Source organism: Mesorhizobium sp. Mes31 (genome assembly GCF_024519675.1).
GTDB lineage: Bacteria > Pseudomonadota > Alphaproteobacteria > Rhizobiales > Rhizobiaceae > Mesorhizobium.
Window position 1 is genome coordinate 25,027 of sequence record NZ_JALJRL010000013.1, and the last position, 18,391, is coordinate 43,417.

Below are 18,391 nucleotides of genomic sequence, written 5' to 3' on the forward strand. Positions count from 1 at the left end.
GTGGCATCGGGGATGGACACCCCGAATGCAGCTCATATCTGGATGCTGAACCTTGTTCCGGCAGCACCGCTGTCGACCGCCACGCGGCCACCATGGTTGGTGACGATCTGCCTGACGAGGGCCAGTCCCAAGCCGGCACCGGTGCTGCGTGGCGTCGTCCGGTAGAATGGTTCGAAGACGAGCTCGCGCTGATCCGGGGATATTCCCTGGCCCTGATCGGCAACGATGATCTGCCCCTGAGCGGAGATGGAAACCGAAATCATGCCGGCATTTCCGCCATGTTCGATGGCATTGCGGACCAGATTGCTTACCGCCCTGACGAGTGCGGGCCGGTCGCCCTGCCGTTCCAGTTCGGCGGTTTCACCATGGAACGAGATTTCGTAGCCGGCCGCTATAGCCAACGGCGCGAGGTCGGCAACGACCGTTTTCGCGATATCGACGAGATCGACCGTCCCGTGGCTGTCGGTCTTCTGACTATTGCGCTCGAAATCGAGCAGTTGTTCGGCGGTTTCTCCCAACCGGCCGACATCGCTCAGCAGGCGCTCACGGTCCTGGCCAAGCTCCATTCCCTCGATCCGCGTCTGCATGATTGCGATAGGGGTGCGAAGTTCATGCGCGGCATCGATCAGGAAACGTTGCCGCTTCTGAAATTCGTTCTCAAGACGCTCCAGCACCCCATTGAATGCCGCCACCAGTGGAACGACTTCACGCGGAACGGTTTTGGTCGGAAGCCGGGCACCCGGACTGCGAAGCTCGATCTCCGTTGCCGTGCCAACGACGTCATTCAAACCGGCGAGGGCGCGCCGGACGATCCGAGGCACGCAAAGGAATATCGCCGGCAGGGCAAGAGCCAGCAAAGGTACATATATCGGGTTCAGGACCTTCATGAGAGCGACCAGAACCCAGTCATTGCCGGCGTTTCCGCCGAACAGTATCCGCATCTCACCGGCTGGCGCGGCGAAATCCTCGATCGATGCGATCTCGCTCGTGTCGGCGGCACCGCGCAGGTCGGCCCCGTGAAACAGGCGTACGTTGCGCGCGATATCGAGATAGACTGGTGGTATGACACCATAGGAAACCGACTTGCCATCAGTCGTGGCCACGACGTACCAGAGGTTCTTGTTTTCCTGCTTGAGCGAGATCAGGCTTGGTGTGTCCTGGATCTCGATATTTCGCTGAGCGTCGAGTTTGATGGATCCGGCCATTGCCGCGGTGAGCCTGTGCTCCAGGGCCAGATTGGGCGAAAGGATCATTGCCCCGTAGAAGCAGAGACCAACGATGACGGCGGCAACGACGGCCGTCAGCACGACGCTGAGCTGCCAACTCAGCGTCCATCGGAGAGAGGCGTTCTCCCGCGGCATCATTCTTCCCTGAGGAGGTAGCCAACCCCTCTGATGTTGTGAATGGCCACGCAGGCACCCGCGTCCGTCAACCTTTTGCGCAGGCGCGATATGTGGGCATCGATCGCGTTCGACTGGATCTCGTCCTCATAGTTGTAGACGGCGGCCTCGAGCGTGGAACGAAGGACGGTCTTTCCTCGCCGCTTCGCGAGGGCGAGCAGGACGGAGAGTTCCCGCCTGGGGATGTCGATGGGCCTGGAGTCCATGGTCACGCTGAAATGCAGAGGGTCGATGGTGATCGTGCCGATCGTGATCTGGGGCTCTGCAAGGCTCGTGGGCCGTCGCAGCACGGCGCGAAGCCGGGCCATCAGCTCATCGATCAGGAAGGGCTTGCCCAGATAGTCATCGGCACCGGCATCGAGCCCTTCGATGCGCTCCCTCGGCTCGTTCCGAGCGGTCAGAACGATCACAGGTGTATCGACGCCCACCGCTCTTAGCTGGGGGATGAAACTCAACCCCTCTCCATCGGGCAACCTGCGGTCGAGCAGGATGGCCTCGTAGACGTGCTGGCGCGACAGTTCGATCGCGTCGCCGAGGAGCAGCGTATGGTCGACGACAACGCCCTGTTTGCTGAGCACCCGGGTGAGGGCGTCGGCCATTTCTCTTTCGTCCTCGATCAACAGAATTCGCATTGTTTCCACGTCTCGCCGCTTTCCCTTGTCATTCATCAGGATTGCAGCAGCATTGCGGGTGGCGGCTGCACTGGGCCCGTGTTCATGCGATGTGGAAGTGGATACCTCGTATCCGAGCCCGGTCAGTGCGCGGATAGAATCCGCGCCTGGAACAGCGAATCACTCAACCAAACGCGATTGAGCAATTGGCGCAGCCCGTAGCTGACCGAGGCTGTTTACCGGTCGTGACGTGCGACGTCAGCTTTACAGCGCTGCCCGTATCTTTTCGGCATTCTGCGCCAGCACTTCGGGCTTCTCCATCCCGCCTGTGTGGGGCTTCAGCGGAATACCGTCGAAGCGCGGGATGACATGCACGTGCAGATGATAGACGGTCTGCCCCGAGGCCGGCTCATTGAACTGCAGGATGGTCACGCCATCGGCGCCGAAGGCTCGCTTCACCGCCAATGCCACTTTCTGAACGACCGTGAAAAGCGGACCGAATGTTGACGGATCGGCGTCGAGCAGGTTGCGCGACGGCGCCTTCGGCACCACGAGCGTATGGCCCGGCCCTTGTGGCATCACGTCCATGAACGCCACCACCGCCTCGTCCTCGTAGACGCGGTGCGAAGGGATTTCGCCGCGCAGGATCTTGGCGAAGATGTTGTCGGTGTCATAGGCGATTTCGGCCATGGCGAACGCTCCGGATTGTGGTTCGTCGCCCGGTGTAGCCGAAGCCTCCCGTGGGCGGCAAGGCAATCAGGCGAGGTCGACCATACCGGCATCGACAAGCGTGCGGTGGAAACGCCTTTTGCGCGGCGATCCGCTTTCGAAATAAGGAGCGGCACAGTCGTCCAACAAGGCGGCTCGCGTGGCGAACACCGGATCGAGCGGCAGCCCGGCGGCCAGCAAGGTCAGCGTCGAGAGGAAGGCCGAATCGAGCACCGGCGGGGTAGGGAGATCGTCCGGCAGTTCGCCGTTGATGGGCTCGAGCGCGTAAAATGTCTCGCGCAAGGCCAGGTCGGAAGGTGGCAAGCCAGTCAGCGATGTGGTGAACGACGGCTGGTGGTCGCCATAGCGAATGATGATGGCCGGTTGGCCGTCCAGCAGGACTTCGAGCCGTTTGCGAAAGGACGCATAAGCCGCGACGCTCTCGGCCAACCGCACTACATATTCGCCATAAGATGCGACGCCGGTCGCGGCTACGGCTTCGCGGCGCAGTTCAGCATGGCGGTCGACCGGAAAGATGCGGCGGCGGTGGTCGCCATGGTTCATCAGTGTCGTTATCGAAAGAAAGCAGGGCCTGCCGTCCGCCAAGCGAGACGAAAGCTGGTCGAGCCCATGGTCATAGAGCTGCTCGTCATGATTTTCCCGCTTCCAGCGTTCGGCATCGAACGGGGGCGGCAAGGTTTCGGCATAGCTGACATCATTGAAGCCGATCGACTTGTAGAACCGGCCGCAGCTGACGAAGGAAGGCTTGTCGCAGCTGATATGCGACACGCCATAGCCGATGCCGGTCAGGACGGAGGGAAGCGCATGCCGCACGCGCCCGCTCAGAAGATGAAAGACGAAGCGGCTGTCGTTGCCGAACGAAAGCGAGGAGAGGCCGGTCAGCACCGAAAACTCGGTCTGCAGGGTGCTGCCGCCAAAGACGTCGACATGCAGCGTTCCACAGCGGCCATCCGGCGGTGTGAAGAACGGCTCGAATGCCTGATTGACCGGTATGCCGAGCCGTCGCGGGTCAAATGTCGATTCATGCATGATCATGACGATATGCGGCGGTCTCTCATACGCCGGCCGTCTTGCCGGCACTGGCGGCAAGAGCGGCAGCGGGTCCGGATCGATGTCGACAAAGCCTGGCCGCCGCGACGGACCCGCGCCGAGCCATGAGGCGACAAAGGCGGAGAGATGAACCCGGTCGTCGGTCAGGTGGTGGAAGCGAAATCGCTTCAACCCTCCACTCACCCAGAAAACGCACAGATATACAATTGCCGTCGCTCCGAACAACGCAAGTCGCTGTGTCAACGGCATTGCAGGCTCTGCAAACGTCAGCGCCAGAACAACGATCAGTGCGAGGATCGCGATCATGCCGGCGAGCGCGGGAATTGCCATGCGCGCGTGGTCGGTCAGAACTGTTCGAAAACTGCTTGCCGCGAGATGATAGATATCGCCGGCCAGGAAATTGAAACCGAGGTGATGATATTTCAGTTTGGAAACGATGCCGATCGCTGCGGTCAACATCAACGCAGCCCACAAGGCGACGATGTTGCCTGGAAAAACGAGATGCGCGAGGCCAAAGAGAAGAAAGAAGGTTGCAAAGCCAAGAGGCCATGCCGAGCTCTTGCCTTCCAGCCAGGCAACCAGCAACGACGCGGCCACGAGTCCCGCCGCACCGAGCCATTGCCCGACACCCAGAGATGCCAAACCCTGCATGCTACCCCCGTGGGTGCCTGAGCACCCATGCCCCGAGTTTGGCTTAGCGGATTCCGGCTGGACGGTAAACAGCGGCAGTTGCCACGCCGAAGGGCCTGTTATTCCTCCAGGTCTTTGCGAAACGGGGTGTGCTCCCCCAGATATTCGCCCATCCGTTCCACCTCGCGCCGTTCTCGCTCGAGATAGTCGGCAACGGCGTTGCGCAAGCCGGGATGGGCGATGTAGTGCGCGGAATGCATGGTCACCGGGCGGTAGCCGCGCGCCAGCTTGTGTTCGCCCTGCGCGCCCGCCTCGACCACCTTCAGCTTGCGTTCGATGGCGAAGTCGATCGCCTGATGGTAGCAGACCTCGAAATGCAGGAAGGGGTGGTCCTCGATGCAGCCCCAGTTGCGGCCATAGAGCGCGTCGGAGCCGATGAAATTGATGGCGCCGGCAACATAGCGCCCGTTGCGCCTGGCCATCACCAGCAGGATGTCGTCGGCCATGCGTTCGCCGATCAGCGAGAAGAACTGGCGGTTGAGATAGGGCCGGCCCCATTTGCGGCTGCCGGTGTCCATGTAGAAGGCGAAGAAGTCGTCCCAGGCCCTTTCGGTAAGGTCCTTGCCGGTCAGCCAGTCGATCGAGATGCCGTCGGCAACCGCCTCGCGCCTTTCCTTCTTCATCGCCTTGCGCTTGCGCGAAGCAAGGGTGGCGAGGAAATCGTCGTAGGTTGAATAGCCTTCGTTGAAGAAGTGGAACTGCTGGTCGGTGCGATGCAGGAAACCTGCAGCTTCCAGCACCTCCACGTCGCTCTCCTGCGCGAAGGTGACATGCGCGGAAGAGACGCCAAGCTTGTCCGTGACCGCCTTCAGCCCGGCAGCCAACCCGGCCTTGACGGTGCCGATGTCCTCGCCCCCGGTAACCAGCAGGCGAGGGCCGGTGACCGGCGTGAACGGCACCGAGCATTGCAGTTTGGGATAGTAGCGACCGCCGGCGCGCTCGAAGGCATCCGACCAGCCGTGATCGAACACATATTCGCCCTGGCCGTGCGACTTGAGATAGCACGGGACCGCACCGAGCAGCCTGCCTTGCGCGTTCTCCAGCCTCAGGTGATGACCTTGCCAGCCGGTGCGCCGCACGGCGCAACCAGACTCTTCGAGCGCGCTCAGAAAAGCGAATGAAACAAGCGGGTTGTAACCGTTTTCCGTGTCGCCGCGCGTGGTGCCGCCGAAGCTGTTCCACTCATCGCAGGTGAAAGCGCCGATGCCCGCGGCGACGCGGATCGAATAGTCCGCATTTGCTGTCTGCCCGTCACCGTCGTCGCCCTGATCCATGAGGCTTATTTAAGCTCCGCCCGGCTTGGTACAAGTCACGTTTCAGGCAACCCGACCTCAGGCAGCATTGACAAGATCGGGCTCGAATCCCTCGAACGTCATCTGGTCGGCGTATTTGAAGGTCAGGTCCACGGCCGGCTGGTCGTGCACGGTCCAGGTGATGACTGGCATGCCGAGCTTTTCACGCACGAAGCTGACGAACCGATTCGGCAGATCGCCGGCGGCATAGGAAGTGAAGGCGATCTCGTGCGCCAGCATGGCGAAATGCGCCTCGATCAGCCGGTTTTCCTTGCCGTAGGCGGTCAAACCGGCCGGAATGCCGGGCGCGTGTCTGGAAAAATCGCGGATCAGCCAGTGATCAAACGACATGATCGCCGCTTTGCCCTTGTAGCGCTTCAGTATCTTGCCGACACGCGCCACGAGGCCTTCGTCGCGGCCGGGAACCCCTTTCAGTTCCACCACCATCGGTACGCGGCCATCCACAAGGTCGAGCGCTTCCTGCAGCGTCGGCACATGGTCAGCCGTGCCACCGACCTTCAGCGCGGCCATCTCCGCCGCGGTGCGCTGCCAGACGAAGCCGTCCTGTCCGGTCAGCCTTTGCAAATCGCCATCATGGATGATGACGGGAACGCCGTCAGACGACAGATGCACGTCGCATTCGATGGCATAGCCGCGCTCGGCCGCCGCAGCGAAGGCGGAAAGCGTGTTTTCCCAGCGCGTCTTGTTCATGTCGTGAAAGCCGCGATGGGCGACTGGCCGGGCGGTCAGCCAGGATAGGTCGGTCATGGTTGTCCCCTGGCTCATTCGACTTCGAAGATCGCTTCGATCTCCACTGCGGCATTAAGCGGCAGGGAGGCGGTGCCGACGGCGGAGCGGGCATGCTTGCCGCGTTCGCCAAGTGCCGCGACCAGAAAATCGGAGGCACCATTGGCAACCAGATGCTGTTCGACAAAATCCGGCGTGGAGGCGACGAAGACGGTGATCTTCACCAGGCGGCGGATCTTCTCGAGGTCGCCGAGCGCGGCCTTGGCCTGCGCCAGGATGTTGATCGCACAGTACTTTGCCGCGTCCTTGCCGCTTGCTGTGTCGACGTCACGGCCAAGCAGGCCGCTCGCCTGCAGCTTGCCGTCCTTGAGCGGCAACTGCCCTGCGGTGAACAGCAGGTTGCCGGTTGTGCAGTAGGGCACGTAGTTGGCGGCGGGCGCGGCGGCGACAGGAAGTGTCACGCCCAGATCGCTTAGCCGCTTTTCGATTGTTTCACTCATTGGTTTTCCCTATTGCTGGAAGGCGCCGCGCTGGCCGGGCCGAAATTGCTATTTTTGCCTCGCTTCCGCCACGACTTTTTTTAAGCTGGACCATCTTTCCCTGCGGCCTGCCATCAGCCGCGACGATCGGAGCACCTCATGCGCGCAACGCGCCTTGTCTTCCCTGCCGTTCTGTTGTCGGCGGTCTTCTCGATGGGCCCTGCTTTTGCCGTGCCGGCGCTGCAAGCACATCGCGCTGTCTACGACCTCACGCTCAACAAGGCTTCCGATCGCTCCGGGATAACAGGCATATCCGGCCGCATGGTCTATGAATTCAACGGCTCGGCTTGCGAAGGCTATACGGTGAAATTCCGCTTCGTCACCCAGATTGTCACCGCCGACAATACGAGGCTGACGGACCAGCAGACGACCACTTTCGAAGATGCCGAAGGCAAGACATTCTCTTTCGTGACGAAATCCTTCGTCGACCAGAACCTCGACAAGGAGGTCAAGGGCATCGCCACGAAAGAGACAAAGGGGCTCAAGGTCGATATCGACAAGCCCGAAAAGAACAGCCTCGAGCTGGCCGCGACCCAGTTTCCGACGCAGCACCTGGTCGAACTGATCGGCAAGGCCGAGAAGGGCGAAAGCTTCTATGAAACCAACCTGTTCGACGGCTCCGAAGACGCCAACAAGGTGATGACCACCACTGTCGTGGTCGGCAAGAAAACCGATGCCGACAAGACCGACCCGGAGGCGCCGGCGCTGGCGAAGCTCGCCACCGACAAATACTGGCCGGTGGACATCGCCTATTTCGACGGTACCGACAAGTCAGGCGAAGAGGTGCCCGAATACCGCATCAGCTTCAAGCTGCATGAGAATGGCATCACCCGCGACCTCGTCATGGACTATGGCGACTTCTCGATGACGGGAAAGCTGGTCAATCTTTCATTGTTCGACCAGTCGAAAGCCTGCCCGACGAAATAGTGCCGTGGCTGCCGCCTGATTAACCACGACGCGGCGCCCGCGCGGTCAAGGACTTGAACGCGCCGCAATTGCTTCTCACCTTCTCTTTCGGATTTGCGGGGGAGCAGCTTGAGCAGGATCGATGTTTTCGTGGCGCCGAGGCCCAATCCGGCGCTGATCAACATCATGACGTTGGTCAACCGGATCGTCATGCTGCGGGGTGTCCCGGGCTTTCGCGATATCTTGCCGTTCAATCGCCTGGCCGGGTTGCGCGGCGTCGCCAACGTTCGTCACATCGATTTTCCCGATGCCGACCTTCAGCGGCTGCGGGCCAGTTGCGGTACAGGCAAGGCCACCTTCCTCACGCCCAATCATCCCGAGTTCTTCACCGACTGGATGATCGACAAGGAGATCGTGTCGCGGGTCAGCCCGCTCGCGGCGTCCTGGGCGACGAACGGTGTCGTCAACGGTCTCGGCTGGCTGATGCAGAAATTCTGGCTGGCCAACAATCTGATCGCCCAGATACCCGGTAACAGCGCTGCCGCCAGGGAACACTCGGTGGCCTGGGCCGTGAAAGGACATGGCGTGCTCCTGCACCCCGAAGGCGGCGTCGGCTGGCACGGCAATGTCGTTGCGCCATTGCTGCCGGGTGCCGTGGAAATGGGGCTCGAAGCTCTCGAGCAGGGGCGGGCGGCTGATCCGAATTTCAAGGTCTGGATCGCACCGGTCGTCTGGAAACTCGCCTTCACCGGGAATGTCGAGCGAGCGCTGGCCAAGGAGTGCGCCTATGTCGAAGGAAGCCTGAAAATCGAGCGCAACCCCGCCGACACGCTGCCGCAGCGCATCCACCATATCTATTCGATGCTGCTGGCCCGCGATGAGGCCGCCTGGTCCATGCCATCCGACGAAAGCGCACCCTATGCCGAGCGCCAGCAGGTGTTGTTGATCGAACTGGGCCGTCGGCTTGGTGAGACCATCTCATTCGACGCTGCCAACAGCGCCATCACCGAGCTTCTGCGGCGGTCGCGCCGCTGGCAGCGCGAGAACGCCGGCGATGTCGAACGGCACAGACAGGTCCGCGCGCTCGCCGACACGATCCAGAGGCTGCAACGCGTCGGGTCCTGGGCCTCGGCCAATCCGCGCATCACGCAGGAGGAGATGGCCGAACATCTGAAGCGGATTCGCAACGACTATTGCCGGGGCGGCCTGCGCGACACGATGAACCGGTTCATTCCGCAGCCGGTCGGGCCGCGCCGCGCCCATATCCGGGTGCCCGATCCGCTCGGCCTGCATGCCTATGTCGGCTCGGCCGAGGATGCAGTTACCGAGTTGCACCGGCGTATGCAGGAAACGGTGACCAGCACGGTGCTCGAAGTCGAGACCGGCCGCGGCTTCATTTTCTATCCGAATCCCTTCTATCATCGCTAGGCGGGTTCCGACCGGCGCGAAATGAAGGAATGCGGCGAGCCTCATGGCGGTCTATGTCGACGCGGCGATCTGGAAATGGGTTGGTCATCGCTGGTGCCATCTGCTGGCTGACGACACCGACGAGTTGCATCGCTTCGCCGCAGAGCTCGGCATCAAGCGCTCATCCTACCAGGGACCACCCAAGACATCGGCACCGCATTATGACATAACCGGCTTCGAGCGCGACCGTGCGGTGCGGCTCGGCGCCATCGAATGCAGCCGCGAGGAGATCGTCGCGATCTTCCGGCGGGTGAGGGTGCCGAACGGCAAGGTAAAGCGCTGACGGCGGGGCGCGGATCGTCGCACGCCGGACCACAGAAGCCGCCCGACTTGCGTTTGTCGCGCATCCCCTCTATATGCGCGCTCATTCCACACACGGACTTTGGTGTCTGCCCGGGAGAAATCCGGCTGAAACCTCCGGTGGTGTTCGAGGACGAAGTCCAAGAATGCCTGTGTCCGTGGAGGCTAACCGGAAAGGAAATAAGAATGGCTCTGCCTGATTTCAGCATGCGCCAGCTTTTGGAAGCTGGCATTCACTTCGGCCACCAGACCCACCGCTGGAACCCGAAGATGGCGCCCTACATCTATGGCGCTCGCAACAACATCCACATTATCGACCTCTCGCAGACGGTGCCCTTGCTGCACCAGGCGCTGAAGCAGGTTTCCGACACTGTCGCCAAGGGCGGCCGCGTGCTGTTCGTCGGCACCAAGCGCCAGGCATCCGACATTGTCGCCGATGCCGCACAGCGGTCGGCCCAGTACTATGTCAACTCCCGCTGGCTCGGCGGCATGCTGACCAACTGGAAGACGATCTCGAATTCGATCCAGCGCCTGCGCAAGCTCGACGAGATGCTGGCCGGCGAGGCACAGGGCCTGACCAAGAAGGAGCGCCTTAACCTCGATCGCGAGCGCGAGAAGCTCGACAAGGCGCTCGGCGGCATCAAGGACATGGGCTCGACGCCCGACCTGATGTTCGTGATCGACACCAACAAGGAAGCGATCGCCATCCTCGAGGCCAAGCGCCTCGGCATCCCGGTCGTCGCCATCATCGATTCGAACTGCGATCCGGACAAGATCGACTTCCCGATCCCCGGCAATGACGACGCGGCCCGCGCCATCCAGCTCTATTGCGACCTGATCGCCAAGGCCGCGATCGACGGCATCGCTCGCCAGCAGGGCGCGCTCGGCGTCGATATCGGCGCTTCGGTGGAAGCTCCGGTCGAGCCGGCGCTCGATCCGACCCCGGCGGCAGAGACCCCGGAAGCCTAACAATCGAAGGCCGGTTGCGGCCTTCATCTTTCTCATATTCTGGCACGCTAAACAGACGCATCATCGAGTACCGATGGTGCGTCGGTGCATTTAAAACAAAGAGGCGACAATGAGCATTTCGGCTGCACAGGTCAAAGAACTCCGCGACTTGACCGGCGCGGGCATGATGGATTGCAAGGCGGCACTGAACGAGACCAACGGCAATATGGAAGAGGCCGTCGACTGGCTGCGCAAGAAGGGCATTTCGAAGGCCGACAAGAAGGCTGGTCGCACCGCGGCCGAGGGCCTGATCGGCGTCGATTCCGGTGTGCGCGAGGCTGCCGTCGTCGAAGTCAATTCCGAGACCGACTTCGTTGCGCGCAATGCCGCGTTCCAGGAGATCGTTGCCAATGTGGCCAAGGTCGCGCTCGCCTATGGCGGCAAGACCGAAGCGGTCGCGGCAGCCAAATATCCGGGTTCGGACAAGTCGGTCACCGACACCATCAAGGACGCTGTCGGTACCATCGGCGAAAACATGGGCTTCCGCCGTTCGGCCAAGCTCACCGTTCCGCACGGCGTGGTCGCCACCTACGTCCACAACGCGGTTGCCGACGGCCTCGGCAAGCTCGGCGTGCTGGTCGCGATCGAGACGACGGGCGACGCGCATGCGGCCAACGCCTTCGCGCGCCAGGTTGCCATGCATGTCGCCGCCACCAGCCCGATGGCGTTGACCACGGAAGAACTCGACCCTGCGGCTATCGAGCGCGAGAAGGCCATCTTCTCCGATCAGGCGCGCCAGTCCGGCAAGCCGGAAGCCATCATCGAGAAGATGGTCGAAGGCCGTCTGCGCAAGTTCTACGAGGAAGTCGTACTGCTGAAGCAGGCTTTCGTGCTCAATCCCGACATCACCGTCGAGAAGGCGCTGAAGGATGCCGAGAAGGACATCGGCGCGCCCGCTAAAATTACGGCTTACCTGCGCTTTGCGCTCGGCGAGGGCATCGAGAAGGAAGAGACCGATTTCGCGGCGGAAGTCGCGGCGGCGGTGAAGAAGTAAGTCACTTAACGCGTTATTCCGACGAGATTTTTCGGCCGGGCGTCCGCAAGGGTGCCCGGCCGATTTCTTGCGCGGTATCGATGAAGGCCCGGAGTTTCGGCGCCATGGATGCTCGGCGCGGGAAATAGAGGAACGCTCCCGGCTCCTCGATCGAGGCCTCGCGCAGCACCTCGACCAGCCGGCCCGCCTCGACATCGGCCCGCACCAGCGGTTCGAACAGATAGGCGAGGCCGATGCCGGCCAGCGCCATGTCGCGCGCCGACAGCGAATCGGTGACGATGACGCTGCCGCGCGTCTCGAACCCAATATCCTTGCCCTGGTCGGAGAGATCCCACCGGTAGAGCGCGCGCGATCGCAGCATCCGGTAACCGATGCAGTTGTGCTGCGAGAGATCAACCAGCGTTCGCGGCTTTCCGTGCTGGCCGATATAGGCCGGAGAGGCGACAATGACCGTCCGGAATGGCGGGGTGAGCCGCACCGCCACCATGTCGTCGGCGATCATCTCGCGCAGCCGGATTCCGGCGTCGAAGCCCTCGCCGACGATATCGCTCAGGCGGTCATCGGTCACGATGTCGACCGTCACGTCGGGAAAGCGCACCGCCATGGCCGCAAGGATGGGCATCAGCGCCAGCGGCAAGGCCAGCCGCGGCGCATTGATCTTGAGAAGACCGCTCGCCCTGCCTTTGATCGAGCGAATGCGCTCGATCCTGTCGGCGATGTCTTTCAGCGCCGGTTCCGCCGCGGCCACGAGCGCCTCGCCGGCCTCTGTCAGGGCGACGCTGCGCGTCGTGCGGGCGAACAATGGCTGGCCGATCCGCTCTTCCACCAGCCGCACCGAATGGCTGACGGCCGACGGGCTCATGCCAAGTTCGGCGGCGGCCAGCGCGAAGCCGCCGCGCCCCGCAACGGCGACGACGACGGGAAGGTGGCTAAGGAGATCGCGATCCATTCATGCATGATATCGCATAGTCCATGCGGATAATACAATCTAATCAACTGGGACTGAGAGGAGCATTTACGCTGCATCGCCGCGATTGGCTAAACAGCAGGAGACGATCATGACCATGTATTACACCCTTGGGCGCAGCGGCTTGCGCGTCAGCCGGCTCGCGCTCGGCACCATGACTTTCGGCACGGAATGGGGCTGGGGCGCCGACAAGGAAACGGCGCGTGGGCTGGTCGACGCCTATGTCGAGGCAGGCGGCAATTTCTTCGACACCGCCGATCTCTACACCGGCGGCACGGCCGAAACCTGGCTCGGCGAATTCATCGCCGAGCGCGGACTGCGCGACAAGGCGGTCATCGCCACGAAATTCACCTACAACGCCGAACCCGGCAACCCAAACGCCGGCGGCAATGGCCGCAAGACCATAATGCGAGCCGTCGAGGGTTCCCTAAAACGGCTCGGCACCGACTACATCGATCTCTATATGGTGCATACCTGGGACAGGCTGACACCACCCGAGGAGGTGATGCGCACGCTGGACGACCTGGTTCGTGCCGGAAAGATCCGCCATGTCGGTCTGTCGAACGTGCCGGCCTGGTATGCCAGCCGGGCGCAGGCCGTGGCCGAGCATCGCGGCTACGAGCCGGTGTCGGCGCTGCAGCTGGAATATTCGCTGGCCGAACGCAACATCGAGCATGAATTCGTGCCGTTCGGCACCCGCCATGGCGCCGGGATCATGGTCTGGAGCCCGCTGGCCAGCGGGCTCCTCAGCGGGAAATACCGTTCCGGCGCGAACGGCAAGGCAAGTGGCAGGCTGGAAACGATGCGGGGCTCTTCCAATCCCGGTTTCCAGAAATTCACCGACCGCAATTGGGAAATCGTCGCCGAACTGGAGAAGGTCGCCGATCAGATCGGCCGCAGCATGGCCCAGGTCGCGGTGAACTGGGTCGCGACCAGCCCGGGCATTGCGTCCGTGATCATCGGCGCGACCAAACTGGATCAGCTCAAGGACAATCTGGGCGCGCTCGATTTCGACATTCCGGCGGACCTGCGGGCGCGTCTCGATACCGTCAGCAAGCCGGTCACGCCCTTTCCCTATTCGTTTTTCGGCGCCGAGATCCAGGGCGGCATTACGGGCGGACTGGCCATCGGCGACAAGCCGGTCGGCTACATGCCCGACCTTTTGATGCAGGGCAGCTTTGCTGGCGTTTCCTAGAAAATCGTCCCTGAATTTCCACCTCGGGCGCCGCGTGACATCGCGGCGCCCTTCGTGTATCGGAACCCGGTGTCTTGGGATGGCGCCCGCGCGAGGGTAGCCGCCCCGGACCCGCCACATAAAACGACGAGGCCCAGATGACGGTGAAGCCCCTCTACCGACGTGTCTTGCTGAAAGCGTCGGGCGAAGCATTGATGGGCGAACAGCATTTCGGCATCGACGTATCAGTCGTCGATCGTATCGCCGGCGATATCGCCGAGGCTCGCGCCCTGGGCATCGAGGTCGGCGTCGTCATCGGTGGCGGCAACATCTTTCGCGGCGTGGCCGTCGCCTCCAAGGGCGGCGATCGCGTCACTGGCGACCACATGGGCATGCTTGCCACGGTCATCAATTCGCTGGCGCTGCGCACGTCGCTGAACAAGATCGGTGTCGACGCCGTGGTGCTTTCCGCGATCGCCATGCCTGAGCTCTGCGAGAGCTTTTCGCAACGCCAGGCGACCGCCTACATGAACCAGGGCAAGGTGGTGATCTTTGCCGGCGGCACCGGCAATCCGTTCTTCACCACTGATTCGGCGGCAGCACTTCGCGCGGCCGAAATCGGCGCCGACGCACTGTTCAAGGGCACCCAGGTCGACGGTGTCTACTCGGCCGACCCGAAGAAGGACCCGAATGCGACGCGTTTCGAGCGCATCAGCCATGGCGAAGTCATAAAACGCGGCCTCTCGATCATGGATACGGCAGCGATTGCACTTGCGCGGGAAAACAACATTCCGATAATCGTCTATTCGATCCACGAAAAGGGTGGTTTTGGCGATATTCTGAGGGGCGGCGGCCGCTGCACGATCGTCGCGGACGATTGATCCGGGGCCGGATCCCGAAAAAGGGAACCCGGCTTTCGAAAATCGGGCTCGAACACGGGGCCTTGCCCCGAAGCAGTGAACCCGCGTCAGACGGGTCGAGGAGACTAGGATGAGTGGTGAGTACGACGATCTCAAGCGGCGCATGGACGGGGCAATCGCCGCGTTCAAGCATGATCTGGCTTCGCTGCGGACCGGTCGCGCCTCTAGCAATCTGCTCGACGCGATCCAGGTGCAGGCTTACGGCACTACCATGCCGATCAACCAGGTGGCCAACGTTTCGGTGCCGGAGCCGCGCATGATTTCGGTGTCGGTCTGGGACAAATCGATGGTCGGTGCGGTCGACCGCGCCATCCGCGAATCCAATCTGGGCTTCAACCCGATCGTCGACGGCACCAATCTCAGAATTCCGCTACCGGAACTCAACGAACAGCGCCGCAAGGAACTGGTCAAGATCTCGCACACCTACGCCGAGAATGCCCGTGTCGCCGCACGCCATGTGCGTCGCGACGGCATGGACTTCCTGAAGAAGGCGGAGAAGGACGGCGACATCAGCGAGGACGACCAGCGCAAGCGCTCCGACCAGGTCCAGAAACTAACCGACGAGACGATCAGCACCATCGATCATCTGCTTTCCGATAAGGAAGCTGAAATCATGCAGGTTTAGGGTCGGTCGGCAGCGACTGGCTCGAAAGCGAGAACATGGCAACGCCCGCGCATGTCGCGATCATCATGGACGGAAACGGACGCTGGGCCAAGGCGCGCGGCATGCCGCGGCTTGCTGGTCATCGCGCCGGGGTCGAGGCGCTGCGCAAGACCGTGCGTGCAGCACCTGGTCTCGGCATCTCCTACCTGACCGTCTACGCCTTCTCGTCGGAGAACTGGTCGCGACCAAAGTCGGAAGTCAGCGACCTGATGGGCCTCCTGAAGCTTTTCATTCGCCGCGATCTCGCCGAGTTGCACCAGAGCGGTGTGCGGGTCAGGATCATTGGCGACAGGGCAGGGCTGCAGCCCGACATCAGAGGGCTGCTCGATGAAGCCGAATCGCTGACCGCCCGAAATGAAGCGCTGACGCTGGTGATCGCCTTCAACTATGGTGGACGCGACGAGATCGTTCGCACGGCGCGCAAGCTGGCTTCAGCCGTGGCGCGTGGCGAACTCGACAGCGAGGCGATCACCGCCGAAAGCTTTGCCGGCTGTCTCGACACACAAGGCATTCCCGACCCGGAACTGGTCATACGAACCAGCGGCGAGCTCCGGCTGTCGAACTTCCTTTTGTGGCAGGCCGCCTATAGTGAACTCGTCTTCCTGCCTTGCTACTGGCCCGACTTCAGCCGCGAGCACCTTGCCGAGGCCTTGCGCGAGTTTGCCGGCCGCGAACGCCGTTTTGGCGGACTCGGCCCGCAGGACGTCGCTTCGCGACCGGCCGCGAGATGAGCAATCTTCAGCTCCGCGTCATTTCGGCAATCATTCTTGCCATCATTACCCTTGGCTTGACCTGGCTCGGAGGTCTGCCCTTCCGATTGCTCTGCGCCGTGATGTCGGCGGTGATCTTTTACGAATGGACGCGCATGTCGCGTCCGGCCGAGAGCACGGGCCTGGGTTTCCTGCCCGAAGCACTGCTTGTCGTTTTCATTGGCGCCTTGATTGCCGGCCTTGCCGCATCCTGGCTGCTGCCTCTTGTCGTGATCGTGGTTGCCGCAACGGCGATCGCCGCCTCGATTCGCAAGGCCGGACAATGGGATGCGGCCGGCCTTGCCTATGCCACGGTTTCCGGCCTGTCGCTCGCTTTGCTGCGCGACGGCGACCGTTCAGGCCTCGTTGCTATCCTGTTTCTGTTCGCGGTCGTCTGGGCCACCGATATCTTTGCCTATTTTGTCGGTCGCGCCGTTGGCGGTCCGAAACTGGCGCCGTCGATCTCGCCGGGCAAGACACGCAGCGGGGCGCTTGGCGGCGCTGTCGGGGGCATCGTCGCGGGGTTGATCCTGGCCGCCGTCGCCGGCTTCGGCAATCTGGCGCTGCTCGGCCTGGTGGCGCTCGCGCTTTCGATTGTCGCCCAGGCCGGCGACCTGTTTGAATCCTGGGTCAAGCGCCGCCATGGCCGCAAGGATTCGGGTACGCTCATCCCGGGTCATGGCGGCGTCATGGACCGTGTCGACGGGCTTGTCGCGGCGGCTTTCGCCCTATACGTCATCGGCTGGATTTCGGCGACCGCCGATCATCCGGCGCAGGGGCTGTTTCCCATTTGAGCGGTGTCATTTCGAGATCCGATGCGCGCAACGCCTTGGATTCGCCCGGATTGATGTCACAGTCACGGCGCTACCTGCGCCGCGGAAGAATTTGAGGGCATGACTTGAACGAGATTCTTCACGCGATTTTCAGCACGGAAGGCTTCTTTCTCGGCACGCTCGTGCCTTTCCTGTTCGTGCTGACGGTGGTGGTGTTCGTCCATGAAATGGGCCACTACCTCGTCGGCCGCTGGTGCGGCATTGGGGTCAGGGCCTTCTCGATCGGCTTCGGCCCGGAACTGTTCGGCTTCAACGACAGCCACGGCACGCGCTGGAAACTGTGTGCGATACCGCTCGGCGGCTATGTCAAATTCGTTGGCGACATGAACGCCACCTCGAGCCAGCCTTCTTCGGAAGAGATGGAAACGCTGACCGAGGAAGAGCGCAAGGTCGCCTTCCACACGCAACCGATCTGGAAGCGCGCGGCGACGGTGGTGGCCGGGCCGCTGTTCAATTTCCTGCTGACGATCGCCGTCTTTGCCGTGCTGTTTGCCGCCTATGGGCGCTATGTCTCGGAACCGATGGTAGCAGAGGTGACCGTCGACAGCCCGGCGGCGAAGGCAGGTATCCTGCCAGGCGACCGATTCGTCAGCGTCGACGGCGGCAAGGTCGAAACCTTTGGCGACGTCCAGCGCCTGGTTTCGGGCCGGGCGGGCGACACCATCACCTTCGTCATGTTGCGCGACGGCAAGGAAGTTACCGTGACCGCGACGCCGCGGTTGATGGAGCAGGAAGACGCACTCGGCAACAAGGTCAAGGTGGCCGTGATCGGCGTCGTCAACAACAAGGAACTGGGCCAGCCGCGCCTCGTCACCTACAGCCCCGCCGGCGCGCTGACCGCGGCAGTCGAGGAAACCGGACACATCATCCAGCGCACCGGCCAGTTCCTGCAGCGCTTCGTCGTCGGGCGCGAGGACAAATGCCAACTGGGCGGCCCGGTGAAGATCGCCGACATGGCCGGCAAGGCGGCAAAACTGGGTTTCGAATGGCTTGTGCAACTCGTTGCGCTGCTGTCTGTCGGGATAGGTATTCTAAACCTTTTGCCGATTCCCCCCCTCGACGGCGGCCATCTGTTGTTCTACGGGGTGGAGGCCATCATCCGTCGTCCGGTGTCTGACCGGATGATGGAAATGGCCTATCGGACGGGGTTGCTTCTGGTGCTGGGCTTCATGGGGTTCGTTTTCTGGAACGATCTGTTTGGGTGCTGAAATCATGAAGAAATTTGGCCTGAGCATGGTCGATGTTGAGACGCCGTTTACCATGCACGGGGATATGAGTGACGCGAAAGCCACGCCGCAGGGTTAAGTAAATACAAATTAACCAGAAGCCTTGCGTGTAGGGAAAATCCGGT

The 18,391-nt window shown here is 62.2% G+C and carries 19 protein-coding genes; 11 read left to right on the forward strand and 8 right to left on the reverse strand.

The features are described 5' to 3' along the window. Positions 1-32: 32 nt before the first annotated feature. From NR193_RS21655 to NR193_RS21685, 7 genes are all read right to left on the reverse strand, one after another. On the reverse strand, positions 33-1,361 hold the full coding sequence (locus NR193_RS21655) for a sensor histidine kinase (RefSeq protein WP_375162725.1): 1,329 nt from the start codon (positions 1,359-1,361) through the stop codon (positions 33-35). Next, complete coding sequence (locus NR193_RS21660; RefSeq protein ID WP_256752798.1) at positions 1,361-2,032, reverse strand: response regulator transcription factor; 672 nt, start codon at positions 2,030-2,032, stop codon at positions 1,361-1,363. Before NR193_RS21660 ends, NR193_RS21655 begins: the two co-directional genes overlap by 1 nt. Positions 2,033-2,275: 243 nt before the next feature. Further along, positions 2,276-2,701, reverse strand: coding sequence for an HIT family protein (locus NR193_RS21665; protein WP_256752799.1), 426 nt, complete (start codon positions 2,699-2,701; stop codon positions 2,276-2,278). 66 nt (positions 2,702-2,767) lie between these two features. Next, a complete protein-coding gene (locus tag NR193_RS21670) occupies positions 2,768-4,441 on the reverse strand; it encodes a hypothetical protein (protein ID WP_256752800.1) in 1,674 nt (557 codons plus the stop codon). Positions 4,442-4,539: 98 nt separating this feature from the next. Further along, on the reverse strand, positions 4,540-5,754 hold the full coding sequence (locus NR193_RS21675; RefSeq protein WP_256752801.1) for a GNAT family N-acetyltransferase: 1,215 nt from the start codon (positions 5,752-5,754) through the stop codon (positions 4,540-4,542). 57 nt (positions 5,755-5,811) lie between these two features. Next, a complete protein-coding gene (locus tag NR193_RS21680) occupies positions 5,812-6,540 on the reverse strand; it encodes a glycerophosphodiester phosphodiesterase (RefSeq protein ID WP_256752802.1) in 729 nt (242 codons plus the stop codon). Between the two features lie 14 nt (positions 6,541-6,554). Then, positions 6,555-7,019, reverse strand: a complete 465-nt coding sequence (locus NR193_RS21685) for a RidA family protein (protein WP_256752803.1) — start codon at positions 7,017-7,019, stop codon at positions 6,555-6,557. Between the two features lie 138 nt (positions 7,020-7,157). Between NR193_RS21685 and NR193_RS21690 the strand changes: the two genes are divergently transcribed. From NR193_RS21690 to tsf, 5 genes are all read left to right on the forward strand, one after another. Then, a complete protein-coding gene (locus tag NR193_RS21690; RefSeq protein WP_256752804.1) occupies positions 7,158-7,985 on the forward strand; it encodes a cell envelope integrity EipB family protein in 828 nt (275 codons plus the stop codon). 108 nt (positions 7,986-8,093) lie between these two features. After that, positions 8,094-9,392 carry a hypothetical protein gene (locus NR193_RS21695; protein WP_256752805.1) on the forward strand — a complete coding sequence of 433 codons (1,299 nt, stop codon included), beginning with the start codon at positions 8,094-8,096 and terminating at the stop codon, positions 9,390-9,392. A gap of 43 nt (positions 9,393-9,435) precedes the next feature. Further along, positions 9,436-9,714 (forward strand): DUF4031 domain-containing protein, encoded by a 279-nt coding sequence (locus NR193_RS21700; RefSeq protein WP_091574809.1) that lies wholly within the window; start codon positions 9,436-9,438, stop codon positions 9,712-9,714. Positions 9,715-9,917: 203 nt separating this feature from the next. After that, positions 9,918-10,700: a 30S ribosomal protein S2 gene (gene rpsB, locus NR193_RS21705; protein WP_142865747.1), complete on the forward strand. Its 783-nt coding sequence runs from the start codon at positions 9,918-9,920 to the stop codon at positions 10,698-10,700. Between the two features lie 109 nt (positions 10,701-10,809). Next, positions 10,810-11,733, forward strand: coding sequence for a translation elongation factor Ts (gene tsf / locus NR193_RS21710; protein ID WP_256752806.1), 924 nt, complete (start codon positions 10,810-10,812; stop codon positions 11,731-11,733). Positions 11,734-11,746: 13 nt separating this feature from the next. Here tsf and NR193_RS21715 read toward each other — a convergent pair whose 3' ends face one another. Next, on the reverse strand, positions 11,747-12,682 hold the full coding sequence (locus NR193_RS21715) for a LysR family transcriptional regulator (RefSeq protein WP_256752807.1): 936 nt from the start codon (positions 12,680-12,682) through the stop codon (positions 11,747-11,749). A 109-nt stretch (positions 12,683-12,791) separates the two neighbouring features. Between NR193_RS21715 and NR193_RS21720 the strand changes: the two genes are divergently transcribed. The 6 genes from NR193_RS21720 (at position 12,792) to rseP (ending at position 18,248) form a co-directional block, all read left to right on the forward strand. Then, a complete protein-coding gene (locus tag NR193_RS21720) occupies positions 12,792-13,895 on the forward strand; it encodes an aldo/keto reductase (RefSeq protein ID WP_256752808.1) in 1,104 nt (367 codons plus the stop codon). Between the two features lie 137 nt (positions 13,896-14,032). Next, positions 14,033-14,755, forward strand: a complete 723-nt coding sequence (pyrH, locus tag NR193_RS21725) for a UMP kinase (RefSeq protein WP_256752809.1) — start codon at positions 14,033-14,035, stop codon at positions 14,753-14,755. A gap of 109 nt (positions 14,756-14,864) precedes the next feature. After that, the gene (frr, locus tag NR193_RS21730) at positions 14,865-15,419 is read left to right on the forward strand and encodes a ribosome recycling factor (protein WP_013531759.1); all 555 of its coding nucleotides are present in this window, start codon (positions 14,865-14,867) and stop codon (positions 15,417-15,419) included. Between the two features lie 35 nt (positions 15,420-15,454). Beyond that, the gene (locus tag NR193_RS21735) at positions 15,455-16,189 is read left to right on the forward strand and encodes an isoprenyl transferase (RefSeq protein WP_256752810.1); all 735 of its coding nucleotides are present in this window, start codon (positions 15,455-15,457) and stop codon (positions 16,187-16,189) included. Continuing rightward, positions 16,186-17,001 carry a phosphatidate cytidylyltransferase gene (locus NR193_RS21740; protein ID WP_256752811.1) on the forward strand — a complete coding sequence of 272 codons (816 nt, stop codon included), beginning with the start codon at positions 16,186-16,188 and terminating at the stop codon, positions 16,999-17,001. Before NR193_RS21735 ends, NR193_RS21740 begins: the two co-directional genes overlap by 4 nt. A gap of 104 nt (positions 17,002-17,105) precedes the next feature. Then, complete coding sequence (gene rseP / locus NR193_RS21745; RefSeq protein WP_256752812.1) at positions 17,106-18,248, forward strand: RIP metalloprotease RseP; 1,143 nt, start codon at positions 17,106-17,108, stop codon at positions 18,246-18,248. The last annotated feature ends 143 nt before the right edge of the window (positions 18,249-18,391 follow it).